This window comes from Streptomyces sp. MAR4 CNX-425 (genome assembly GCF_048656465.1).
Taxonomy (GTDB): domain Bacteria; phylum Actinomycetota; class Actinomycetes; order Streptomycetales; family Streptomycetaceae; genus Streptomyces.
Genome location: NZ_JBMDLF010000002.1, coordinates 538,275 through 562,177, shown reverse-complemented (window position 1 = coordinate 562,177; position 23,903 = coordinate 538,275). Strand labels below are relative to the sequence as shown.

The following is a 23,903-nucleotide window of genomic DNA, read 5'->3' as shown; positions in this document are numbered from 1 at the left end:
GGTGCTGCGGCCGCCCCTTCGGGTGTTCGTGCTGAGCGGTCCGGGGGAAATCCGTGTCGCATCTCTTGACGGTCTCCGGGTGACGTGCCTAACGTGCTTGATAACACATTCTTAGACAGTGATAACCCGATCGTCCAACTCCGGTGTCGCTCCGATGCGCGGAGAGGAGCTTTCCATGGAATCCATGGGGATTTCAGCGCAGGGTATCGCAATGCGTTTCGCTCGGCGCGAGCAGGAACAGACGGTTCTGGAAGACCTGGATCTCGACATCACGCCCGGCAGCTTTGTCACGCTGCTCGGCCCCTCCGGCTGCGGCAAGAGCACACTGCTCAAAATTCTGGGCGGAATTCTCGAACCCACCGAGGGCACGGTGCGGATCGGCGGGCAGCCGGCCGGGGACGCGGTCAAGGGCCGCGGCATCGGCCTCGTACCGCAGCGGCCCGCGCTGCTGCCGTGGAAGTCCGCGCTCGGCAACGCGGGCATGCTGCGGCAGATCGCCGCCGGCGAGCGCGCCTCCGACGCCGCGCCCGCCGCGCGGCGGGCGCTGGAGCTGGTCGGCCTCACCGCGGCGGCGGACAAGCTGCCGCACGAGCTGTCCGGCGGCATGGCGCAGCGCGTGTCCATCGCCCGGGCGCTGGCCATGGACCCGGCCATCCTGCTGATGGACGAGCCCTTCGGCGCGCTGGACGCCATCACCCGGGACGAGATGAACCTGAAGCTCGCCGAGATCTGGGCGACGACCGGCAAGACCGTCGTCTTCGTCACCCACTCCATCTCCGAGGCGGTCTTCCTCTCCGACACCGTGCACGTCATGGGCCTGGACCGGGGCCGGTTCCTGGAGAGCCTCGACGTCGCCCTGCCCCGGCCGCGCACCCGCGAGGTGCTCGACGACCCGGTGTTCACCGAGTACACCGGGCGCCTGCGCGGCCACCTGGAACCGAAAGCGACGGTCTGACGATGGCGCTCGCACCGAACGACGTGAAGAAGCCCGCCGGGCGGCGCCCGGGCGGTCCCGCCCGCGGCGGCGCCGTGCGCTCCTGGCTCCGCCGGGTCTGGCCCAGCTTCGCCGTGCTCGTCGCCGGCTTCGTGCTCTGGGAGCTGGCCGTCGAGGTCTTCGGCATCTCCAGCTTCGAGCTGGCCAAGCCGAGCGAGTTCTTCGCCGAGATGTGGCGCTCGCGCGACATGCTCTGGGACGCCACCTGGGTCACCACCCAGGAGATCCTCTACGGCTTCCTCCTCAGCTTCGCCATAGGCGTGCTGCTCGCCGTGCTCATCGTCCGCTTCGGCTGGCTGGAGCGCGCGCTGTACCCGCTGATCGTGCTCTTCCAGGTCGTCCCCAAGGTCGCCCTGGCGCCGATCTTCATCCTCTGGTTCGGCTACGGCCTCGCGCCCAAGCTGCTGCTCATCGTGGTGATCACGTTCTTCCCGATCACCCTCAACATGATCGTCGGCCTCAAGGCCATCGACCAGGACCTGCTGCTGCTCATGCGGTCCGTGGGCTCGTCGCGGAACCAGATCCTCACCCGCATCCAGATCCCCACCTCACTGCCGTACCTCTTCGCCGGCATGCGCATCGCGATCACCCTCGCCGTCATCGGCGCGGTGGTGGCGGAGTTCTCCGGCGCGGAGAACGGCCTCGGCTATCTCATCCAGTTCGCCTCGACGCAGCTGGACACCCCGCTCATGTTCGCGGCCCTGACCCTCGTGTCCCTGCTCGGCCTGATCCTCTATTACGGGATGTCGCTACTGGAGTTCGTGCTCCGCGGGCGCTTCCCGCACATCACGGCCGACACCACCCGCTGAATCCGGCTAGGCATTCTCTCTCTCCTGCGCTAGGAGCCCCTCATGTTCCCCACCGGAAAGAAATTCAGGCAGAGTAGGAAAACCGTCGCCGGTATCGCCGGGGCGACGACCGCGGCACTGGTACTCGCCGGCTGCGGCGGCGACTCCGGCGACGGCGACTCCGCCGAAGGCGGACTCGACAAGGTGAGCGTCCAGCTCGACTACCAGGTCCGCGGCAACCACGGCATGTTCTACGTCGCCGACGAACTCGGCTACTTCGAGGACGAAGGCATCGACGTCGAGGAGATCAAGACCGGCACCGGCTCGCCCGACGCGCTGCGCATCGTCGGCACCGGGCGCGCCGACTTCGGCTTCGGCGACCTGCCGTCGCTCGTCACCGCGCGCTCCCAGGACGTACCCGTCACCGCCCTGGCCGCCGTCAACCAGACCTCGCCGCTGGCCATGTGCACGGTCAAGGACGAGAACCGGCTGCGGTCCATCGACGACCTCAAGGGCATGACCGCCGGCATCCACGCCGCCGGCTCGACGTTCATCTTCTACCAGGCGCTGCTCGCGGCCAACGGCCTGGACCGCGACGACCTCAAGGAGGTCAGCGTCACCCCGCCGTACGAGAACTATCTGATCCAGGGCAAGGTCGACACCGTCCCCTGCTACATCGACGCCGAGGTGCCGCAGCTGGAGGACGCCGCCGGCGGCGAGGGCTCGCTCGACGTCCTGCTCGGCTCCGAGCACGGCTACGAGGGCTACGGCTCCGGCCTGTTCACCAGCGACGACATGGTCGAGAACGACCCCGACCTGGTGCAGCGCTTCACCAACGCCTACATCAAAGCGTTCGCGTACGTGGAGAAGAACCCGGACAAGACCGCCGAGATCCTCGCCGACTCGTCCCCCGAGCTGAGCGACAAGGCCGACCTGTTCGAGCGCCAGCTGCAGGCCGACATCGACCACACCTTCACCAGCGACGTCACCGAGAAGCACGGCCTCGGGGCGATGGACCGGCAGGTGTGGCAGGCGACCATCGACACCCTCGCCGACCAGGACGTCCTCAAGGGCGGCACCCCCGACGTCCAGGACGTCCACGAGGAGAAGTTCGTCGAGAAGGCGGCCAGGTCCGGGGCCGGGTCCGGCGCCGGGAACGACGCCGGCAACTGAAGCGGCGGGCCGGCCGCCCCCGGCGGCCGGCCGGCCCGACGAGTGAGAGCGGAGCTATGGAAACCACGGTTGACAGGCGCGGACGCCACGCGGAGGTGTCCGGCGCGGGGTTCGCGGGACTGACCGCCGCCACGGCGCTCGCCCAGCGCGGGTGGTCGGTGCGGGTGCACGAGAAGGGGACGGAGCTGCGCGAGCAGGGGGCCGGCATCGTCCTGTGGCACAACAGCCTCAAGGTGCTCAAGGCGATCGGCGCGTACGAGCCGGTCCTCGCGGGGTCGATGACGCCGCCCTACTACGAGACCCGCTTCCAGCACGCCACCGTCTCGCACGAGGACTTCGGCGGCCTGCCCTGGCGCACCATGACCCGGCCGTACCTGCACAAGTGCCTGCTGGACGCCGCGCTCGCGGCCGGCGTGGAGATCCGTACCGGCTCCGAGGTGGCCGCCGCCGACCCGCGCGGCCGCGTCACCCTCGCCTCCGGCGAGACCCTGTACGCCGACCTCGTCGTCGGCGCCGACGGGGTGAAGTCGAAGGTCCGCGACTCCATAGGCTTCGAGCAGGAGCGCTGGAAGTCCCGCGACGGGATCACCCGCTTCCTCGTGCCGCGCCACCGGGCCGAGCTGGGGCCCGGCGAGTGGGACAACGTCATCGACTTCTGGAACCTCGAACCCCGCTATCTGCGCGTGCTCTACGTGCCCTGCAACGACCGCGAGCTGTACATCGCCCTCGGCGCGCCCCGCGCCGACGAGCAGGGCAGCCGCACCCCCATCGACCTGGACCTGTGGACGTCCGCGTACCCGGAGCTGACCCCCGTCCTGCGGGCCGCCGCTACCGCCGCGGACCCCCGCTACTACGGCTACGAGACCACCTCCGTCGCCGAGTGGCGCCGCGGCGCCGTCGCCCTGGTCGGCGACTCCGCCCACGCGATGCCCCCCGCGCTCGCCCAGGGCGCCGGCTGCGCGATGGCCAACGCCTACACCCTCGCGGTCGCCGCCACCGAGGCCGCCGACGGCGAGATGGAGGAGGCCCTGGTCCGCTGGGAGCAGCTGGAGCGCCCCTACACCGACCGCTGCCAGCGCCGCTCCGCCGACTTCGCCGCCACCCGCGCGATGTCCGAGGGCAACCAGTTCACCCTGGAGAACCTCGAAACCGCGCTGTACGACCCGACCAACCCCAACCGCCACGCGCTGACCGCCGGGCGGAGCTGACCGGCTCCGCCGGGGCCGCGGGCCGGGTCCGGCGGCCGTGCCGGCACCGGACTCCACCGAGACCACTGAGGAGATGATCCCGATGACCCCCGAGGAACGGGTGACGAAGGACTACCAGGTGCGGCGCTGGGTCGGCCTGGTCGAGGAGACGCTGCACGAGAACGGGCCCGTCGCCGCCCGGCCGCTGCTCAAGGCGGTGTGCGGCGTGGTCGTCAGGAACCCGTTCGCCGGCCGCTACGCCGACGACCTGTCCGCGCTCACCGCGCCGAGCGCCGCGCTGGGGACGGCGCTCGGCCGGCGGGCCGCGGCGCTCCTCGGCGACGCGCCGGTGGAGAGCTACGGCAAGGGCGGCCTCGCCGGGCTGGCCGGCGAGCAGGAGCACGTCGTCGCCTGCGTCACCACCGTCTTCGGCGACGCGCTGCGCGAGGCCGTCGGCGGCGGCGCGGCGTGGATCTCCTCGGCGACCAAGACCGCCGCGGCCGGCGCGAGCCTCGACATCCCGCTGGCGTACAAGGACGAGGTCTACGTGCGCTCCCACTACGACGCCGTGACCGTCTCCGTACCCGACGTGCCGCGCCCCGACGAGCTGTTCGTCTGCGTCGCCGTCGCCAGCGGCGGCCGGGTGCACGAGCGCGTCGGCGGCCTGACCGTGTCCGAGGCCCGCGCGCAGGCCGCGTCCGGGCCCGCCCGGTGAGCAGGAGGTAACCCCATGCAGACCAGCGACGCGCTGTACTCCCAGGACGACTCGGTCGCCAACGTCCTCGACAACCTCGCCCGGGCCCACCGGATCCTGGAGATGGAGGGCCACGGCGACATGTCCATGGGCCACCTGTCGTACCGGGACCCGCACGGCCGCGGGCTGTGGCTCAAGCGCGGCAACCTCGGCATGGAGGAGGTGGGCGCCGGCGACCACATCCTCATCGACTTCGACGGCAACGTCCTCGAAGGCCAGGGGCTGAGGCACCTCGAATGGCCGCTGCACGCCGAGATCATGCTCGCCCGGCCCGACGTCAACGTCGTCGGCCACTCGCACCCGTTCCAGGCCACCGTCTTCGGCGCCGGCCGGGCGCGGATCGAGCCGGTGAACAACCACGGCGTCTGGTTCGCCGAGCACGGCGTCCCGCGCTTCGACGCCACCAGCCACATCATCACCACCGTGGAGCTGGGCAAGGCGCTGGCCCGCACGCTCGGCGACGCCGACGCCGTGCTCCAGGCCAACCACGGCGCCTCGTTCACCGGCCGCAACGTCCGCGACGCGACGCTCGCCGGGATCTTCCTGGAGAAGGCGGCCGCCTTCCAGCTCGCGCTCGCCGCCTCCGGGCTGCCGTACGACCCGCCGGACGCGGACGAGAGCGTCGAGAAGAACCGCCGCATCTACCCCGAGCGGGCCCGCGACAACTACTGGATGTACTTCAACCGCAAGCTGGACCGGCTCGAAGCCGCCCGCTGAGCCGGACCCGCCGCCGAAGCAGCACAGCCCGAAAGGAACCACCGTGAGCATTCCCACCACCAGCGCCGTCCTCGGTTCGGGGAGCATGGGGCCCGGCATCGCCGCGCTGCTCGCCCGCTACGGATCCGACGTACGGCTCCACGACGTCAGCGAGGAGGCCCTGGCGCGGGCGGAGGGGACCTGCGCCGGCGTCGTCGCGCACCTCGACCGCCTCGACGTGCCGGTCACGCCCGGCGGCTCCGTCACCTTCGAACGCGACCAGGCCAAGGCGCTCGACGGCGCCGACCTCGTCATCGAGGCGGTGCCGGAGCAGCTGGAGCTGAAGAAGACGGTCCTCGCCCAGGTCGAGGCCGCGGTGCGGGACGACGCGATCATCGCCACCAACACCTCCGGCATCCCGATCTCCGACATGGCCGTCGACATGGCCCACCCCGAACGCCTCATCGGCATGCACTGGTCCAACCCGCCGCACCTCATCCCGATGATCGAGATCGTCCGGGGCGAACGCACCGGCGCCGCCGTCGAGGAGCGGCTCGTCGGCATCGTCGAGGCGTTCGGCTACGAGGCCGTGGTGGAGAAGGAGGTGCCCGGCTTCGTGGAGAACCGGGTGCTGTACGCCGTGCTGCGCGAGTGCATGGCCCTCGTCGAGGAGGGCGTGGTCTCCCAGCGCGACCTGGACACCGTCGTGAAGTGGGGGGTCGGCTACAAGCTCGCGGTCATCGGCCCCATGCGGCTGGTCGACATGGCGGGCCTGGACATCTACCAGGCCGTCGGCTCCTACCTCAACCGCGACCTGTCCGCCGAGTCCGGCGTCTCCGCCCTGGTCACCGAGCTGACCAAGGAGGGCAAGCTGGGCATGAAGACCGGCGGCGGCCTGTACGAGTACGGGGAGGGCGAGGTCGCCGCGAAGCGGGCCGACATCGTCGACGGCCTGGTGAGCGTCCGCAAGGCGCTCTCCGCGATCAAGCCGGTGTGAGCGGGGGAGCCGACCGTGAACCCCCGGCCGCAGCCGCCCGACCCGGCGCCGCACGCACCGTCCGCGGCGGCGGCACAGCCCGACGCACCGACCGGCCTCGCCTACGTGCGCGCCGGGGAGGTCGAGCTGTGCGTACGCGACTCCGGGGCCGGCCCCGCGGTGCTGCTGCTGCACGGCACCACCGCCAGCCTCGGCGTCTGGGACGCCGTGGTGGAGCGGCTCGGGCCCGCCGTGCGGACGGTCGCCGTCGACCAGCGCGGCCACGGCCGCAGCGGCAAGCCCGCCGACGGCTACGACGCCGCCGCGTACACCGCCGACCTGCGCGCGCTGATCCGCGCGCTGGACTGCGGCCCGGTGGTGGCCGTCGGCCACTCCCTCGGCGCCCGCAACGCCGTCGTGCTCGCCGCCGAGCACCCCGAGCTGGTCGCGGGCGTCGTCGCGGTGGACTACACCCCGTACGTCGAACCCGCCGTGCTCGACGCCCTGGAGACCCGGGTGCGCGGCGGCGACCGCGCCTTCGCCTCGGGGACGGACGTCGAGCTGTACCTGCGCGAGCGCTACCCGCTCCTGCCCGCCGCCGCCGTCCGCCGCCGGCGCCGCTACGGCTACGCGCCGGCCGGCACCGGCCGCGGCGGCACGCTGCGCCCGCTCGCCGACCCCGGCGCCATGGTCCGCACCGTCGACGGACTGCGGCGCGACTTCGCCGCCGCCGCCCGGGCCGTCCGCGTCCCCGTCACCCTGCTGCGCGGCGAGCACAGCGCGATCGTCTCCCCGGCCGCCTTCGCCGCCACCCGCGAACTGCGCCCCGACTTCCGCGCCGTGGAGCTGACCGGGCTCGACCACTACGTGCCCGAGGAGGATCCGCAGACCGTCGCGGACGAGACCGTCCGCATGCTCGACCGGACGGCGGGCCGCCCCGGCCCGTCGTCCCGCCACCGAGAGGACTGAACAGACATGCCCGTGAACATCAAGGACCTCGCCGTCGCCGTCCGCGGCTTCGGGCCCGGCGAGCGGATCCCGGACCGGCACGCCGCCGACCACGGCAACGCCGCCCCCGAGGTCGTCATCACCGGGATCCCCGCCGGCACGGCCGAACTCGCGCTGATCGTCCACGACCCGGACGCCCCGTTGCCGCACGGCTTCACCCACTGGGTGGTCTACGGCATCGACCCGGCCGCGCCCACCGTGCCCGGCGCGGGCCGTACCGGCCCCAACTCCCTCGGCGACAAAGCCTATTCGGGACCCCAGCCGCCGCCGGGGCACGGCACCCATCACTACTATTTCCAGGTGTACGCCCTCGACACCCCGGTCGTGGGCGAGCCGTCGCGCGAGGAGTTCCTGAGCGGGTACGGCGACCGCGTCATCGAGCAGAACCGGCTCGTCGGCACGTACTCCGCCTGACGCGTCCCCGGGGCCACACCCACGAGCAGAAGGGCGAGCGCATCGTGTCAGAAGGGCGGGAGCGGACCCCCGGCGTGGACAGCGCCAGGAGGGTGCTGAAGATCCTTCTTCTCTTCACCGAGAAGGGGCCGGAGCTGAGCGTGGAGGAGATCGCGCACTCCGTCGGGATCTCGGTCCCCTCCGCCTACCGGTTCGTCTCGCTGCTGCGCGAGATGGACATGGTGGAGGACAACGGCGGCGGTACGTACGTGCTCTCCCCGCGGATCTTCCTGCTGGCCCGCAGCGCGGAGCAGGCGTTCCCGGTCTCCCGGGTCCTCCGCCCGCTCGTCGAGCGGCTGTCGAAGGAGACCGGCGAGGCCGCGCTGGTGATCCGGCGCGTGGGCGACTTCGCGACCTGTGTGGAGATGAGCCACCCCGAGCACACCATCCGGCTGTCGTTCGAGCCCGGGCAGATCATGAGCCTGCACCGCGGCGCCGGGCCCAAGGTGCTGCTCGCGTCGATGGGCGAGGCGTGGGCGCAGAGCTACTTCGAGCGGCTGCGCCCGGCGCCGTCGGCCGCCGAGCGGGACGCGGTGCTGGCGGACGTGGGGTCGGTGGCCGCGCGGGGGTGGTCCAAGAGCGAGGCGGAGGTCGACGAGGGCGTGTGGGCGGTCGCGGCGCCGATCGGGGTGGGCGAGCAGGTGGTCGCCGCGGTCACGGTCGCCGGGCCGCACTTCCGCATCGACGACGAGCGCGCCGAGCACATCACCGAGCGGGTCGTCGCCGCGGCGGCGGAGCTGTCCGACTCGCTCAGCACCTGGCGGCGCTAGCGCCGGCCCCGCGGGGTGCCACCGCCGGCCTTGCGTGGCCCGGTGGCATCCCCCGGGGCCGGATGCGGCCCCCGGCCGCCGTCAGCCCGCGGGAACGGTCCCCATGAGGGCCGCGAACGCCGCCGGGTCGGCGTCGAAGCCGTGCACCACCGGGCGGAAGACCCAGGTGCCCGACTCCTCGCGGACGAACTCCGCGACGGTGGCGGCGGTGGCGTCCGCGACGCCGGCGAAGTCGTCGGCGGCGAGTTCGTCGTAGCCCTCGCGGATCTGCACGGCGGTCCGCGCCACCTCGCCGAAGGTGCGCCGGCCGTCGCCCTGCTGGATCGCGACGCCGACGACCACGCGGCCGTACGCGGCGGCGAGCCGCGTGAACTCCAGGGTCAGCACCTCGTCGGCGCCGAAGCCCTGGCCGGTCTGGCTGTGCCGCTGGAGGGTGATCGTGCCGTCGGGGGAGCGGCTGTCGAAGTGCACCAGGTAGGCCGGCTCGCCGCGCGGGTCGTCGGCGGGGTACGTCGCCGCGATCAGGTCCAGGTCGTGCGGAGGCGCGCCGAGGGGACTGGGGTCCCAGCTCAGCGCGATCTCGACCTTGCCGACGCCCCTGTTGAGACCGGTCACCTTCGCTCCCTCTCCGTACTCCTGTGCGCGGTCGGCACAACCGCCCGGCGCGGTACGCCGGTTGCCCCTATCGTGTCACGTCCCGCCGGGCGCGGGAGCGGCGTGCGGGGAGCGCGGGGCGGCACGCGGACGGCACGAGCGCCCGGGTCGTACGGCGGCGGGCACCGTCCCGCGGACCGCCTTGCGCGGCGGTTACACCACAGGACCGGTCCACTGGCGCCGCGGCGCCCGTTTGACCGGGCGGGGGCGGCGCGTCACGCTCGGGCCGTCCGCCACACGTGTCCCTCCGGCGGGCTCTCGGCACCCGTACGACACCCCCACATGGCACCTCTGACTGTCATGTACGGGACACAGCGAAGGGAGCTCGAACACATGGCATGCAGTACGAACTACCTCTGGCGCGGCGAAGCCACCTGGTTCTGCTGCGGCGCCGCCTGGGGCCCCTGCGGCTCCGCCGGCGGCGGCGCCTGCGGCAACTGCCGCTCCGCCTCCTACCACGGCGCCTGGCCCAACGCCTCCGCCGCGTGCTGGGACATCACCCGGCCCGACCTGTGCGGCGAGGGCAACATCCCGCGCCGCGGCTGCGGCGCCGTCATGCGCGTCGTCCAGCAGTGCTCCCAGGCGGCCGTCTGCATCACCATCGCGGACTGCGGCCCGCGCACCAAGAGCTTCTGCGGCGAGGCGTCCTGCTGCGACGGCACCTGCCGCACCAACCGCATCCTCGACCTGACGCCCGCGGCGTACTCGCGGATCGCGAGCCTCAGCTCCGGCAAGACCGGCGTCTGGATCTACGAGTGAGGGAGGCGCGGCCATGAACGACGCAACGGGCTCGACGTTCGACAGGCGGCGCTTCCTGTCCGCCAGCGCACTCGGCGGCGCGACCGTCGTCGGCGCCACCGCGCTCGGCGCCGTGGACCCCGACGCCGCGTTCGCGGCGCCCACCCCGCCGCTCGACCCGGCGGTGGCCGACACCTCGTTCGCCGAGGGGCTGATCACCGGCATCGAGGGCGGCACCCTGCTGCACGTGGCGGGTTCGTACGGCGAACGGCACCGCATCCAGCTCACCAACGCCACCAGCATCTGGAAACTCCACCCCGCCACCGCCGCCGACATCGAGACCGGCGACGGCCTCTACGCCCGCGGCCTGGAGATGCCCGACGGCACCATGGCCGCCGACGCGGTCTGGGTGAACATCGTCAACCTCGACGTCACCGTCCGCGGCATCGGCAAGGACCGGCTGCAACTCGGCTACCACGGCGGCGAGCTGATCGGCCGGGTCGTCCCGGGCCGCACCACCGCCTCGTACGCGGGCGCCGCGCTCACCGACGACCTGTCGGGGGTGCGGATGGGGCAGCACGCCCTGGTGCTCGGCGCCTGGCGCCCGAAGGACGGGGCGGTCGACATCGCCAGGATCACCGTCGGCCACTGACAGGCCGACGGACGCAGCCACTTCGAGGACGGAGGCAGCATGATCGCACTGCTGGTCGGCGGCGTGCTCGGCTGGACCGGAAGCACCAAGCTGTTCGGACGCGACACCCCCGTGCAGGCGTCGGGCACCGTGCTGGAGCGCAGGCTCGGCGGGCTGCCACGGGCCACGGCCGCGCTGCGCGCGGTCGGCGCGGCGGAGCTGCTCGTCGCGCTCGCGCTGGTGGCGCTGCCGAGGCCGGCGGCCACCGGGGCCGCCGCGGCGCTCACGGGCGCGGCCTTCGCGGCGTACCTCGGCTACGCGAAGGCCGCCGCGCCCGGCTCGTCCTGCGGCTGCACCGCGCGGGACAAGGCGCCCATCGGCGTACGGGCCTTCGCGCGGGCCGGCTTCGTGCTGGCCGGCGGGGCGGTCGTGCTGGCCGACGGCCCCGCCGCCGGCGGCGTTCCGGCGCCGGCGGGCGGGCCGTGGTGGGAGTCGCTGCGGGACCGGCCGGGCGCCGCGCTCGGCCTGCTGGCCGCGGGTACGGCGCTGGCGTGGCTGCTCTTCGGCGACCCCGACCGCGCCGTCCGGCTGCCGCTGCGCCGGCTGCGGCTGCGGCTCTTCGGGCACCCGCTGCCCGGCGGGCCGGGCCCCGGCGGCGACCCCGGCGCGGTGCCCGTCGAGGGCTCCGTCGAGCTGCTGGAGCGCTCGCTGGCGTGGCAAACGGTGACCCACGTCGTCCGCTCCGGGCTGCGCGAGCACTGGGACGACGCGGGCTGGCGCTTCCTGCGCTACACCGGCCTGCACGACGCCGGCGACGGCGGCGACGGCGAGGGCGCCGGGCGGCCGGTGTCCGTGGTCTTCGCGATGGACGCGACGGCCGGGCTGGACAGCCCCCGGCCGCCGGTGATCCGCGTCGGCGTCGTCGACGAGGAGACCGGCGCGCGCGTGGACCTCGCCGCCGGCCGGCAGCGCCCCGGGGCGCTGCTCGGCGAGGGCGGCTGAGGGCGCTCGGGCGCGGTGCCCGGAGCCCCCGCGGGGCCGGGCTCCGGGCACCGCCCCGGACGGCCTGTTACGCGCCGGAGCCGCCCCCGGCGTCGGCCCGCATGCCGTAGGCGTCCGCGATCAGCTCGTACGAGCGCAGCCGCGCCCGCGGCCCGTGCACGTTCGTGGTGAGCATCAGCTCGTCGGCCCCCGTGCGCTTCTGGAGGTCGCCCAGGCCGGTGCAGACCTCGTCCGGGGTGCCGTGCACCACGCGCCCGATCCACGAGTCGGCGAACTCCCGCTCCAGCTCGCTGAACGGGTACCGCTCGGCCTCTTCCGGCGACGGCACCAGGCCGGGCCGGCCGGTGCGCAGCCGCAGCATGCTCAGCGCCCCGGCGGTGACCTGCCGCCGCGCCTCCCGCCCGTCCTCGGCGGCCAGCACCGAGACGCCGATCAAGGCGTACGGGGCCGCCAGCACGGCCGACGGCTGGAACGCCTCGCGGTACAGCTCCAGCGCGGGGCCGGTGTGCTGCCCGGCGAAGTGGTGGGCGAAGGCGAACGGCAGGCCCAGCTCCGCCGCGAGCCGGGCGCTGAACATCGACGAGCCCAGCAGCCACACCGGCGGCCGGTGCGCGGACTGCACCCCGCCGGCCGCCGTGCCCTGCACCGGGCCCGGCACGGCGTGGATCCGGGCGTACGGGTGGCCCTCGGGGAAGTCGTCGTCGAGGAAGCGGATCAGCTCCGCGAGCGCCTGCGGGAACTCCTCGGCGCCCTCCTGCAGCCGCTCGGTGCGGCGCAGCGCCGCCGCGGTCGCGCCGTCCGTGCCGGGCGCCCGGCCCAGCCCCAGGTCGACGCGGCCGGGGGCGAGCGCCTCCAGCGTGCCGAACTGCTCGGCGACGACCAGCGGCGCGTGGTTGGGCAGCATCACACCGCCGGAGCCGAGCCGGATCGTCCCGGTGTGCGCGGCCAGGTGCGCCAGGATCACGGCGGGGGAGGAGGAGGCGACGCCGGGCATCGAGTGGTGCTCGGCCACCCAGTAGCGGTGGAAGCCGCGCGCCTCGGCGAGCCGGGCCAGCTCGACGCCGGTGCGCAGCGCCTCGGTCGCGGTGTACCCGGCGCCCACCGTGGCCAGGTCCAGCACGGACAGCGGCACGGGCGCCGAGCCGCGTACCCGGCCCCGTATCTCGTCCTGCGGGCCGGGTGCCGTCACGTCCGCTGCCGCCACGTGTTCCTCCTGATCGTCCGGTGTCCGGGGGTCCTCCCCATGCGGACAACGGGAGGGGGCTCCGTATTCCCGGGCCGGAGGCCGGCGCTGCCGCCCGCGGTGACGGCGCGGGCGGCAGCGCGGGAGCGGCGGGCGCGGGGCGGGTGGTGACGCGCCCGCCGCGGTTCGGCAGCGTCACCGAGACCCGGTGGTAGTCGGAGGGGTGCCGGGCCTTCCGCGGTCCGGGGGAACCGGGAACCGGGGGCCGGGGAGCCGGGGAGCCGGAGGTCAGGGGATCCGGCGTCCGGCGGGGGCCGGGGTCAGCAGGCCCCGACGTCCTGCCAGACGCCCCACTCCCCGGTGGTGCCGGGCTCCTGCCCCTGCGTCCACCAGCGCGCCCGCCAGACGCGGCCCTGGTGGGAGACCTCGGCGCCGGAGTTGTACACCGTCGCGCTCGCCCACGCGGGCGCGGTGCAGGTGCCGGGGTCGCCCCCGCCGCCGCCCGGGTCCCCGGGCGTGGTGCCGCGGGCCAGGTCGCCGGCGAGCGCGAAGGTCGTGCCGCCGAGCGTCACGGTCCAGTTCGACGGCGTGGAGACGGGCAGGTAGTAGACGAACGCCATGTCCACCGACGCGCCCGGCGCCAGCGACTGATGGTTCGGCAGCGTCACCGAGACCCGGTGGTAGTCGCCCTTCAGCCCGCCGACGTTCCCGGTGCCCGGATGGTCGCTGCGGATCACCCTGGCGCCCCAGCCGGACTGGTCCCGGGCGTTGGCCGGCGCGGAGGTGGCGTAGTCGAACCGGAACTCCGTGCCGCCGGGGATGGTCACCTTGGTGTTGTTGGTGAACCGGACCTTGGGGTTGAGGGGGTAGTTGGAGTCGCCGAGCGCGAAGCCGTGCAGCTCCACGCCGATGTCCACGGTCTCGGTCGGCATCGGGGTGGTCGCGCGCTTCGCGGTGTAGCCGGGCGCGGCGGTGAAGGCGTCGTGCAGCGTCGTGGTGAGCGTGTCGCCGGGCTCGTACTGGCCCTTGGCGGCGTTCCAGCCGTAGTCGCCGGCCAGCTCCCAGATCATCGCCCCGCCGAGGCCCTTGTCGACGATGTACTGCGCCTTGGCGGCGACCGACTGTTCGTCCTCCGTCGACAGGAACACCTTTTTCTCCGCGTTCCACAGCCACGGCGCCTCCATCGTGGCGCTGTACTTGCGGGCGTACGTGCCCGTCAGCTTCGTGTCCGCGGGCAGCCCGAAGTCCGGCAGGTAGTCGCCGGCGACGCCGCGCTCCAGGTTCTTGGCGTGCCACATCGGGTTGAACCCGGCCGGGGACTCCTCGCCGTTCGCGTCGAGGTCGTGCCAGATGTTGTCCACCCCGACCGCGCCGTCCCCGCAGCTGGTCAGCCCGGACCCGGCCGGGCAGGTGGAGGTCTTCGCGGTGCCCCAGAGGCCGTCGGTGCCGCCGGTGACGTTCTTCCAGCCGCGGGTGTAGTAGGGCAGCCCGAGGTTGATCCGGCCGGGCGGCATGAGGCCGCGGTAGTAGTGGTACGCCCAGTCCCCGTTCAGATAGCCGATGCCGCCGTACTGCGGGGTGGTGTAGACGTTCCAGCGGGCGAGTTCGGCGTCCCGGCCGTCGTCGTGGAGGGCGGCGTTGGGACCGACGAACTCGTTCCAGGTGCCGTGCAGGTCGTACGACATGATGTTGACGTAGTCGAGGTACTTGGCCGTGTCGTACGTCTCCATGCCGCGCAGCAGGTAGCCGGAGGAGGGCCCGGCGGCGGTCAGCAGGTAGTGCGTGCCGTCCGCGGCGCCGGCGCGGTCGAGCTTCTCCCGCAGGGTCTTCATCAGCACGGAGTAGCTCTTGTTGAGGCCGCCGCGGCGGCCGTTGGCGAGCTGCCAGTCCAGCGGGTTGCCGGCGTCCTTCATCGAGGTGGGGTACTCGTAGTCGATGTCGACGCCGTTGAAGCCGTAGGTGCGGACGAAGTCGACGGCGGAGTCCGCGAAGGTCTCGATGCCCGCCCGGTCGACCGAGCCGTCGGCGTGGGTGGTCATGGTGTAGAAGCCGCCGGAGTCGACCCGCGTGCCGGTCTCGTCGATGTACCCGCCGGTCTCCGCCCAGCCGCCGACCGAGACCAGGGTCTTCACGCCCGGGTGCTGCTTCTTGTACTTGTTCAGCAGGTTGAAGTGCCCCTGGTACGGGTACGCCGGGTCCATCTCGGCGCCGGGCACGCCGGGCCAGGTCATGCCGGTGCTCGGGTTCCGGGGCGTGTCCTTGCCGACGGAGAGCCGGTTGTCCGCGCCGACGTGCGCGAAGGCGTAGTTGAGGTGGGTGACCTTGTTCCAGGGGATGTCGGAGGCGAGGTAGCGGTCCCGGCCGTTCCCGCCGGTGCGCCAGTTGGCGAAGTAGCCGATGGTGCGGCGCTTGTTCCCGTTGGGCAGCAGCTCGCGGCCCTCGGTGTCGTAGACGCTGCAGTACGGCACGTCGACGCCGGGGGTCTGGTAGAGCCCGTCGGGGCGGCAGGCCGCGTCCGCGGCCGGGGCGGCCGGGGCGGGGTGGGCGGCTTGGGCGGTGGTGTGCGGGGAGACCAGGCCGAGCACGAGCCCGGCCAGGGCGGTCGCGGCTCCTGCCAGGGTGCGTCTCGCGCGACTGGGGAATGGCACGATCATTCCTCCCGTAGGGGTGTGTCGATCGAGCGGGGCATGTGCGCGTCCGGCCGGGCGTGCACGCCCGGCCGGGCACCTCTGAGGCTGCCGAGCAGGCTAAAAGGACTAGACCAATGCGTCAAGAGGTCTGTACCTCTGCACTTTTCCGCGCGGGGGGCCGGGGCGTGGGAAAGGGGCGCCGCCGCTCAGCGGCCGGCCGGTGAATCACCCAACAGGCCCGCGTCGGCGGCCGTCACGGTCGGCCGCCACCAGGCCGTTTGGCGCAAAATTGGCGTGAACCTGCCACTTGTGGGGGCGTCCGGCATGCGAGACGCTGCCGGGAGCGCCGCCCGTACCTGGGCGGGCAACCCGCACCGCACTGCACCTCCTTGCCCGTGATCCGGTCAACGAAAGGTTCTGGTGCACCAGATGAGACTCACCCCCACACCCCTGCGCCGCTCCGTGACGGTACTGGCCGCCCTCGGCCTCGCCGCCGGCCTCCAACTGGCCGCGGGAACCGGCGCGCAGAGCGCCCCCGCCGACGGCGACCTCCGTCTCGCTCCGGCCGCGACGGCCATCGACGGACAGTGGATCGTCGTGCTGAAGAACGGCGAAGTCGCCCGGTCCGACACCCGCGCCGTGGCCCGCGACCTCGCCGGCGCCGCGGACGCCCGGCCCGAGCACGTCTACCGCTCCGCGTTGCGCGGCTTCTCCGCCGGGATGAGCAGGGCGGAGGCGGCCGAACTCGCCCGCGACCCGCGGGTGGCGTACGTCGAGCAGGACGCCGTCGTCACGACCGCGGCGACCCAGGCCGACGCCACCTGGGGCCTGGACCGCATCGACCAGCGCGACCTGCCGCTGAGCACCACGTACACGTACGACACCACCGCGCCCGACGTCACCGCCTACATCATCGACACCGGCATCCGCACGGGCCACGACGAGTTCGGCGGACGCGCCTCGGTCGGCACCGACACGGTCGGCGACGGCCGGAACGGCCAGGACTGCAACGGCCACGGCACCCACGTCGCGGGCACCGTCGGCGGCAGCACGTACGGCGTGGCCAAGGAGGCGGACCTCGTCGCCGTGCGCGTCCTGAACTGCAACGGCTCCGGCAGCACCGCCGGCGTCGTCGACGGCATCGACTGGGTGACCGCGAACGCGAACGGCCCCTCCGTCGCCAACATGAGCCTGGGCGGCGGCGCCAGCGCCACCCTCGACGACGCCGTCGAGCGGTCGATCGACGCCGGTGTGACCTACGCCGTCGCCGCCGGCAACGGCAACATCTTCGGCTGGCCGCAGGACGCCTGCGGCTACTCGCCCGCCCGCGTGCCCGGCGCCCTCACCGTCGGCGCCACCGACGACACCGACCGGCGCGCCTCCTGGTCCAACTACGGCACCTGCCTCGACCTGTTCGCGCCCGGTGTGAACATCACGTCGAGCTGGTCCGGCTCTGACACGGACACCAACACCATCTCCGGCACCTCGATGGCCACCCCGCACACCGCGGGCGTCGCCGCGCTGTACCTCCAGCAGCACCCCGCTGCCACCCCCGCGCAGGTCGGCCGGGCGGTCGTGGACAACACCACGCCCGGCAAGGTGCAGGACCCGCGCAGCGGCTCGCCGAACCGGCTGCTCCACTCGCTGTTCTGAGCCGCACCCCCCGGCCCGCTCCGGCCCGCCCACGGCCGCGAAGACGAACGTGAACGTCGCCGGGCGCGCGGGCAGTTCGTACCGCGGCAGCACGCCGGGGCCGCAGGACGCCGAGCCGATGCCGTGCCGGGCGTGGTCCAGCGTGACGTGCACCCGGTCGCCCGGCACCAGGTCCGGCCGGTGCGTCGCGGCGTCCAGCTCCGCGGTGGTCCAGCGCCGCGCGGTCAGCGCGAACTCCGGCTCGCCCTCGACCCGCAGCCCGGTGCCGGCGCCGGACAGCTCGGCCCACCGCACCCGGGCGCGCGCCCCGTTCTCCTGCGGGCGCACGTACGGCGTCTGCAACTCGTCCACGGTCGCCGACCAGCGGCCGAGCAGCGCCGCCGACCCGGTGTCCGGGTACGCCTCGCCGGGCCCGCCGCCGTACCAGCGCACCGCGCCGTAGTCGGCGGGCAGCGCGAAGCCGATCCCCAGCCGCGGCAGCGGCAGGTCGCCCCAGTCGCCCTCCGGCGTCACCGACACCGTCAGCGTCACCCGGTCCGCGTCCGCGGTCCACCGGTACGCGGCGGCCAGGCCCAGGTCGGTGGCCGCGGGCGCCACCCGGGTACGGACCGTCAGCGCGCCGTCCGCGGCCTCCACCGCGTCCGGCCGGTGCCGCAGCCGGTGCAGCCCGGCCTGCCGCCAGCGCCGCGCCAGATCGGTCCCCGGCTGCCACTCGGCGCCGAGGTCGTTGTCGGTCGGTGCCCGCCACACCGCCAGCCGCAGCCCCTGCACCGGCACCCCGGCCAGGGTCCGCGGCTCGCCCGTCTCCCCGTCGAAGGCCGCGGGCCCGAGCCGGATCAGCGCGCCGTCGCGTACGGGGGAGGCCCCTGCGGGCCGCGGCAGCGGCGGGCGGGGCGCGGCCGTCCACTGCCCGCGCGCCACGACGTGCCCGGCCGGCGCCCAGGGGGTGTCCGCGGCGAGCCGGGCGGTGACGGTCCACCGCGCCTCGCCGCCGGGCGGCGCGGGCGGCACGGGCAGCTCGACCGTCGCGCTCTCGCCCGGCGCCAGCTGCGGCACCGCCGCCGAGCCGCCCTCGGTCTCCGCGCCGTCGACGGCGTACGACCAGGTGAACGCGAGGTGGTCCAGGCCGGCGAAGTCGTGCAGGTTGGTGACGACGGCCTGGCCGGGGGAGTCGCCGCCCTCGATGCGCACCGGCTGGATCACGTGGGCGAACTCGGTGAGCCCCGGCGAGGGCGTGCGGTCCGGGAACAGCAGCCCGTCGCAGACGAAGTTGCCGTCGTGCAGCTCCTCGCCGAAGTCCCCGCCGTAGGCGAAGCCCAGCTCGGGGTGGGCGATGCCGTGGTCGATCCACTCCCAGACGAAGCCGCCCTGGCAGCGCTCGTACGTCTCGAAGAGCCGCTGGTAGTCGGCGAGCCCGCCGGGGCCGTTGCCCATGGCGTGCGCGTACTCGCAGAGCACGAACGGCTGCGCCCGCCGGCGCGCGTCCAGCGCGGGGTCGTCGAGGGGGTCCTCGGTGCGCTCGCCGATGCGCCGGACCTCGTCGTGGGCGGCGTACATCCGGGAGTAGACGTCGGCGTCGCGGCTGGTGCGGTCGCCCTCGTAGTGCAGGAGGCGGCCGGGGTCCCGGGCGCGGATCCAGTCGGCCATCGCGGTCAGGCCGGCGCCGGCGTCGCACTCGTTGCCGAGCGACCACATGATGACCGACGGGTGGTTCTTGTCCCGCTCGACCATGCGCGCGGCGCGGTCCAGCAGCGCCGGGGTCCAGCGCTCGTCGGCCACCGGGTTGCCGCGCCAGCCGACGGCGTGGAACCCGTGCGTCTCCAGGTCGCACTCGTCGATGACCCAGAGGCCCAGCTCGTCGCAGAGGTCGAGGAACGCTGGGTGCGGCGGGTAGTGGCTGGTGCGCACGGCGTTGATGTGGTGCCGCTTCATCAGCAGCACGTCGGCGCGCATCGTCGCCGCGTCCACGGAGCGGCCGTGCTCGGGGTGGAACTCGTGCCGGTTCACGCCGCGCAGCAGGATGCGGCGGCCGTTGACCTTCAGCACGCCGTCCTCGACGGCCACCGTGCGGAAGCCCACGCGCAGCGGGATCCGCTCGCCCGCGGTGGCCAGCTCGGCCACGTACAGCCGCGGCACCTCAGCGGTCCACGGCTCGACCGGCAGCGTGACGGACTCGCCGGTGGCGATGTCGAGCCCCAGCTCCGGCACGGTGACGCGGCCGCCGGGCGCGCAGTCCACGCGCAGCGTGCCGGTGCCGGCGGTGTGGTCGTACGAGGCGTGCACGAAGAAGTCGCGGACGGCGTCCGCGGGCCGGTGCAGCAGGGTGACGTCGCGGAAGATGCCGGGCAGCCACCACTGGTCCTGGTCCTCCAGGTAGCTGCCGGAGGACCACTGGTGGACGCGGACGGCGAGCACGTTGCCCGCGGGCCGCAGCAGCGCGCCGACGGCGAACTCGTGCGGCAGCCGGGAGCCCTTGAACTCGCCCAGCTCCGTGCCGTTCAGCCAGACGCGCGCGTGCGACTCCACCCCGTCGAAGCGCAGCACGGCCGCGTCGCTCTGCGCGCCTTCGCCGCCCGCCGGCCAGCCGGCGGGCAGGTCGAAGGTGCGCAGGTGGTCGCCGGTCGGGTTCTCGGCCGGCACCCGCGGCGGGTCGACCGGGAAGGGGTAGAGGGTGTTGGTGTACGCGGGCGCGCCGTGCCGGCCGCCGCCCTGGAGCACCCAGTGGCCGGGCACCGTGATCTCGTCCCAGCCGGAGGTGTCGTGGCCGGGGTCGGCGAAGGAGGTGTCGTGGGTGGTCGCGGTGGGGGAGAGCCGGAAGCGCCAGGCGCCGTTCAGCGGCAGCCGGGCGGCGTCGGAGCGGGCGTACCAGGCGCGCGGCGGCAGGGTGCCGGAGCCGGGTGCGGGGTCTTCGTGGGCGGGGAGGGCCGGATCGTGCATGAGATCCATCTGATCCCGCCCGGGGGGCGCGGCACAACCGGCGCCGCGCCCCGGTACATGGACTTTTCGGGCACCGGTTGGACTTCCGTGCCGGACGCGTGCGCCGGCTGGGCCCGCGCCGGCGGACGCGGGCCAGCCGGCGCGGTTCCGGCCGGCGGGCGGGTCAGCGGCCCTGCACGGACCGGACGTTGTCGCCGAAGCTCCAGCTCCGCGAGCCGTCCCAGTTGATCGACCAGGTCATCAGGCCCTTGAGCGCGCCGCCGAAGTGGTTCCACGCCTGCGCCACCTGGCCCGGCGACATGTGGCCGCCGCCCGCGCCGGGCTGCGCCGGCAGCCCGGGGGCCTGCTTGCCGTACGGGACGCGGATGGTGGTGCCCTGCACGACGAGGCCGCGGTCCAGGCACTCGGTCTGGGCGACGAAGCCCTGGACGGTGCCCGCCTGGTACGAGTCGCCGGAGCAGCCGTACATGCTGCCGTTGTAGTACTGCATGTTGAGCCACCACAGCCGGCCGTTGTCCGCGTACTTCTTGATGATCGGCAGGTACGCGCCCCAGATCGACCCGTACACGACGCTGCCCCCGGTGACGTACGCCGTCTCCGGCGCCATCGTCAGGCCGAAGCCGTCGGGCATCCGGGCGAGGACGCCGTCGATGATGCGGATGAGGTTGGCCTGGGAGGTGGACAGCCGGTTGATGTCGCCGCTGCCGGTGAGGCCGGTCTCGATGTCGATGTCGATGCCGTCGAAGTTGTACTCCTTCAGGATCGGCACCAGGGTGTCGACGACCCGGTCGGCGACGGCGCTGGAGTTGAGGTTGACGCCGGCCGTGGCGCCGCCGAGCGACATCAGGATCGTGGCGCCGTTCGCCTTGGCCTCGCACATCTCGGCCGGGGTGGCGACCTTCACGGTGCGGTCCATCCCGTCCTCCCACTTGACGGTGCCGTCCGGGAGGATGACGGGGAACGCGGCGTTGAGGACGTTGTAGCCGTGGTTCCGGATGTCCGGGTCGGTGATCGGCGTCCAGCCGAAGGGCGGGTGGACGCCGTTGGCGGCGCCGTCCCAGTTCTCCCAGTAGCCCTGGAGGATCTTGCCCGCGGGTCTGGGCTTGGTGGGACAGGTCTCGGCCGCATTGGTTCCGGGTGCCGCCGCTCCGGCCGCCTCGGGCGGGGTCTCCGCTGCGGCGGGGAGTTGGGCGGCGGGGAGTTGGGCGGCGAGCACCAGCGTGAGGCCGATGCCGAAGAGACGCAGCGTCCGGCTGATCGCAGACTGCATGACACGCTCGCCTTCTGGGCTTGTGGGGTTGCCAGGGAGGTACGTGTTGCGCTGCGGCACAAAGTAAGTTGGTCCAGACCTTTCGTCAAGAGGTCTGGACCAAAGGTCGCGAGCCGGCGGGCGGACCGGTGCGCGGTGCGGCTGTTCGTGCCGCGTTCACCTGCGAGTTCGCGACGTTGCTCTCACGTGCCGCCCATGCCCGACTCGTACGGCACGGGAGCCCCCGGCGCCCCGGCCGCCCCCGAAGCCCCCGAAGCCCCCGCCCCCGGTGCTCCCGACGCCGACCGCGCCGCGGCCCCGCCGTCCCGCCGCCGGGTGCTGCGCGGCCTCACCGCCACGGCCGGCGCCGCCGGCCTCGCCGCACTGGGCGCCGCCCCGGCGGTGGCCGGAGACGCCCGGCGCGGGCGCCCCGGACGCCCGTTGCGGGTGCTCGTCGCCACGAACGAGCCCTGGGGCACGTACCACGTCAGGCCGCTGCTCGCGGAGGCGGCGCGGCGCGGCGTACGGATCACCCAACTGGTGCCCGACACCGCCGGCGTCGAGCCCGGCGACCCCGTACCCGTCGCGACGCCCGGGACCGCGCCGCGCGCCGATCTGCTGGTCGTCACCGGCGCCGGTGACTGGCCGCTGGAGTGCGCCGCGCACTTCCCGCGGCTGCCGGTGGCGGCCAGCTCGCTGGCGTACCTCGGCCCGCGGCAGGCCCCGGGCGCCCGGCTGCTGCGCGGCCGGCTGCGCGCGGTGACGTCCTCCTCGCCGGCCGAGGCGCGCGCCTTCGGCGGCTACCTCGGCATCCGCCGACTCATCAGGATGGTCGGCTCGCCGCAGACCGACGCGCTGCCGGCCCACCGGCCGGAGCCGGGGCTCGTCCTCGTCCTGACCAGCGTCACGCACCCCGACGACACCGGCGGCGCCGCGCCCGGCACCGAGCTGCTCCTCGACGCGGCCGGGCGGCTGCGGGCCGCCGGCAAGCGGATCCTGGTGGGGCTGCACCCGCGCGAGGACCCCAAGCTCTGGGACGCGTACGAGATCAGCGACGTGCCGTCGGTGCGGGCGGCGGCGCGGGCGCAGGCCGCGGTCGGCATCCCCGGCACGGTCTTCCCGCTGGTCGCCGCGGTCGGGGTGCCGCTGGTCGGGGTGACGGACCCCGGGCTGACGGTGCCGGAGTACCTGCTGGCGGTCTGCTCCTCGACCATCGACGACCCGGCGGAGGCGGTGCCGGCCGTCACCTCCGCGCGGCTGCCCGCGCCCGACGTCCTGGCCGACGCGGTCGGCCCGGTCGGCGGCTCGGCCGGCCGCCTGCTCGACGTCTGGAGTCACGCGGCGCACCCGCACCACCCGCACCGTCCGGGCCGCGGCCGCGGCTGACCGGGGAGCGCGCGGCGGCGGCCTGGCGCAACGCCCGCGGGGCCGGGCGGAGTCCGCCCGGCACCCGCGGGACCTGGGACCCTCACCGTCCGCGGCCCCGGCGGCACCCGGCGTACCGGCTCGAACACCCATCCCGTAGCCTCTGTGGCCCCGGTACCCGCGGCGCCCGCCGCGGCACAGGAACTCGCCCGGCGGCGCGCCCCCTCCGCCGGGGCGCACGGGAGGTGGGCCGATGACCGTCGCGGACACCGACAAGGCCGCGCCCGTGCCGGACGCCGGACCGGTCCTCTCGCTCGGCGCCGTACAGAAGCGCTTCCCCGACGGCACCCGCGCCCTCGACCCCGTCGACCTCGACGTCGCGGCCGGCGAGTTCGTCTCGGTCGTCGGCCCGTCCGGCTGCGGCAAGACCACCCTGCTGCGCATCGCCGCCGGACTCGTCGAGCCCTCCGCGGGCGCGGTCGCCGCGCGCGCGGACCGCCTCGGCTACGTCTTCCAGGACCCGACGCTGCTGCCCTGGCGCTCGGTGCGTACCAACGTCGAGCTCTTCGGCGAACTGCGCGGCGTCCCGCGCGCCGAGCGGCGACAGCGCGCCGACGCCGCGCTGGAGCTGGTCGGCCTCACCGACTTCGCCGGCCACCGGCCGCGCGCGCTGTCCGGCGGGATGCGCATGCGCGTCTCGCTGGCCCGCTCGCTCACCCTGCGCCCGGAGCTGTTCCTGCTGGACGAGCCGTTCGGCAGCCTGGACGAGATCACCCGCGCGCGGCTGGACGACGACCTGCTCGGGCTGTTCGCCGCCGAGCGGTTCGCCGCCGTGTTCGTCACGCACTCGGTGCTGGAGGCGGTCTACCTGTCCACCCGGGTCGTGGTGATGTCCCCCCGCCCCGGGCGCGTCTGCGGCGAGTTCACCGTGCCCTTCGGCTATCCGCGGACCGAGAAGCTGCGCTACGACCCCGAGCTGAACCGGATCGCGGCCGACGTGTCCGCGTGCATGCGCGCGTCGGCCCGGTGACGTCCGGCCCCCGCCCCGATCCGCTCCCGACC

General features: G+C 74.1%; 20 protein-coding genes and 1 pseudogene. 16 read left to right on the top strand and 5 right to left on the bottom strand.

The annotated features are described in order from the left end of the window. The first annotated feature begins 211 nt into the window (after positions 1–211). From ACHZ99_RS07705 to ACHZ99_RS07660, 10 genes are all read left to right on the top strand, one after another. Positions 212–955 carry an ABC transporter ATP-binding protein gene (locus tag ACHZ99_RS07705; protein ID WP_420303628.1) on the top strand — a complete coding sequence of 248 codons (744 nt, stop codon included), beginning with the start codon at positions 212–214 and terminating at the stop codon, positions 953–955. 2 nt (positions 956–957) lie between these two features. Further along, complete coding sequence (locus ACHZ99_RS07700; protein ID WP_420303627.1) at positions 958–1,803, top strand: ABC transporter permease; 846 nt, start codon at positions 958–960, stop codon at positions 1,801–1,803. Positions 1,804–1,845: 42 nt separating this feature from the next. Continuing rightward, positions 1,846–2,955 carry an ABC transporter substrate-binding protein gene (locus ACHZ99_RS07695; RefSeq protein ID WP_420303626.1) on the top strand — a complete coding sequence of 370 codons (1,110 nt, stop codon included), beginning with the start codon at positions 1,846–1,848 and terminating at the stop codon, positions 2,953–2,955. 56 nt (positions 2,956–3,011) lie between these two features. After that, the gene (locus ACHZ99_RS07690; protein WP_420303625.1) at positions 3,012–4,163 is read left to right on the top strand and encodes an FAD-dependent oxidoreductase; all 1,152 of its coding nucleotides are present in this window, start codon (positions 3,012–3,014) and stop codon (positions 4,161–4,163) included. 82 nt (positions 4,164–4,245) lie between these two features. Next, a complete protein-coding gene (locus ACHZ99_RS07685) occupies positions 4,246–4,857 on the top strand; it encodes an amino acid synthesis family protein (protein ID WP_420303624.1) in 612 nt (203 codons plus the stop codon). Between the two features lie 15 nt (positions 4,858–4,872). After that, positions 4,873–5,613: a class II aldolase/adducin family protein gene (locus ACHZ99_RS07680; protein WP_420303623.1), complete on the top strand. Its 741-nt coding sequence runs from the start codon at positions 4,873–4,875 to the stop codon at positions 5,611–5,613. A gap of 43 nt (positions 5,614–5,656) precedes the next feature. Next, positions 5,657–6,589, top strand: a complete 933-nt coding sequence (locus tag ACHZ99_RS07675) for a 3-hydroxyacyl-CoA dehydrogenase NAD-binding domain-containing protein (protein ID WP_420303622.1) — start codon at positions 5,657–5,659, stop codon at positions 6,587–6,589. 15 nt (positions 6,590–6,604) lie between these two features. Beyond that, on the top strand, positions 6,605–7,537 hold the full coding sequence (locus ACHZ99_RS07670; protein ID WP_420303621.1) for an alpha/beta fold hydrolase: 933 nt from the start codon (positions 6,605–6,607) through the stop codon (positions 7,535–7,537). Between the two features lie 6 nt (positions 7,538–7,543). Next, the gene (locus ACHZ99_RS07665; protein ID WP_420303620.1) at positions 7,544–7,990 is read left to right on the top strand and encodes a YbhB/YbcL family Raf kinase inhibitor-like protein; all 447 of its coding nucleotides are present in this window, start codon (positions 7,544–7,546) and stop codon (positions 7,988–7,990) included. Between the two features lie 74 nt (positions 7,991–8,064). Continuing rightward, entirely contained in the window at positions 8,065–8,799 is a 735-nt protein-coding gene (locus ACHZ99_RS07660) for an IclR family transcriptional regulator (RefSeq protein WP_420303619.1), read from the top strand. A gap of 81 nt (positions 8,800–8,880) precedes the next feature. On the opposite strand, the gene ACHZ99_RS07655 is transcribed toward ACHZ99_RS07660, so the two are convergent. After that, the gene (locus ACHZ99_RS07655) at positions 8,881–9,414 is read right to left on the bottom strand and encodes a TerD family protein (RefSeq protein ID WP_420303618.1); all 534 of its coding nucleotides are present in this window, start codon (positions 9,412–9,414) and stop codon (positions 8,881–8,883) included. A 372-nt stretch (positions 9,415–9,786) separates the two neighbouring features. Between ACHZ99_RS07655 and ACHZ99_RS07650 the strand changes: the two genes are divergently transcribed. The 3 genes from ACHZ99_RS07650 to ACHZ99_RS07640 are packed head-to-tail and all read left to right on the top strand — an operon-like array spanning position 9,787 to position 11,824. Next, positions 9,787–10,212: a hypothetical protein gene (locus tag ACHZ99_RS07650; protein ID WP_420303617.1), complete on the top strand. Its 426-nt coding sequence runs from the start codon at positions 9,787–9,789 to the stop codon at positions 10,210–10,212. 13 nt (positions 10,213–10,225) lie between these two features. Then, positions 10,226–10,843: a cell wall protein gene (locus ACHZ99_RS07645; protein ID WP_420303616.1), complete on the top strand. Its 618-nt coding sequence runs from the start codon at positions 10,226–10,228 to the stop codon at positions 10,841–10,843. A gap of 39 nt (positions 10,844–10,882) precedes the next feature. After that, positions 10,883–11,824: a MauE/DoxX family redox-associated membrane protein gene (locus tag ACHZ99_RS07640; protein ID WP_420303615.1), complete on the top strand. Its 942-nt coding sequence runs from the start codon at positions 10,883–10,885 to the stop codon at positions 11,822–11,824. 67 nt (positions 11,825–11,891) lie between these two features. Here ACHZ99_RS07640 and ACHZ99_RS07635 read toward each other — a convergent pair whose 3' ends face one another. Beyond that, the gene (locus ACHZ99_RS07635) at positions 11,892–13,028 is read right to left on the bottom strand and encodes an LLM class flavin-dependent oxidoreductase (protein WP_420303614.1); all 1,137 of its coding nucleotides are present in this window, start codon (positions 13,026–13,028) and stop codon (positions 11,892–11,894) included. A gap of 299 nt (positions 13,029–13,327) precedes the next feature. Continuing rightward, positions 13,328–15,661: a chitinase C-terminal domain-containing protein gene (locus tag ACHZ99_RS07630; RefSeq protein ID WP_420303613.1), complete on the bottom strand. Its 2,334-nt coding sequence runs from the start codon at positions 15,659–15,661 to the stop codon at positions 13,328–13,330. A gap of 396 nt (positions 15,662–16,057) precedes the next feature. Here ACHZ99_RS07630 and ACHZ99_RS07625 point away from each other — a divergent pair, with 396 nt between their 5' ends. Beyond that, positions 16,058–17,290, top strand: a complete 1,233-nt coding sequence (locus ACHZ99_RS07625) for a S8 family peptidase (RefSeq protein WP_420304015.1) — start codon at positions 16,058–16,060, stop codon at positions 17,288–17,290. Positions 17,291–17,314: 24 nt separating this feature from the next. On the opposite strand, the pseudogene ACHZ99_RS07620 reads toward ACHZ99_RS07625, so the two are convergent. Both ACHZ99_RS07620 and ACHZ99_RS07615 read right to left on the bottom strand, forming a co-directional pair. Further along, positions 17,315–20,236 (bottom strand): annotated as a pseudogene (locus tag ACHZ99_RS07620) (glycoside hydrolase family 2 TIM barrel-domain containing protein); the annotation flags it as partial. Positions 20,237–20,390: 154 nt separating this feature from the next. Beyond that, the gene (locus tag ACHZ99_RS07615; RefSeq protein ID WP_420303612.1) at positions 20,391–21,497 is read right to left on the bottom strand and encodes a chitinase; all 1,107 of its coding nucleotides are present in this window, start codon (positions 21,495–21,497) and stop codon (positions 20,391–20,393) included. 195 nt (positions 21,498–21,692) lie between these two features. Between ACHZ99_RS07615 and ACHZ99_RS07610 the strand changes: the two genes are divergently transcribed. Together ACHZ99_RS07610 and ACHZ99_RS07605 are read left to right on the top strand one after the other, a co-directional pair. Then, positions 21,693–22,862, top strand: coding sequence for a hypothetical protein (locus ACHZ99_RS07610; protein WP_420303611.1), 1,170 nt, complete (start codon positions 21,693–21,695; stop codon positions 22,860–22,862). A gap of 232 nt (positions 22,863–23,094) precedes the next feature. After that, positions 23,095–23,871: an ABC transporter ATP-binding protein gene (locus tag ACHZ99_RS07605; RefSeq protein WP_420303610.1), complete on the top strand. Its 777-nt coding sequence runs from the start codon at positions 23,095–23,097 to the stop codon at positions 23,869–23,871. The last annotated feature ends 32 nt before the right edge of the window (positions 23,872–23,903 follow it).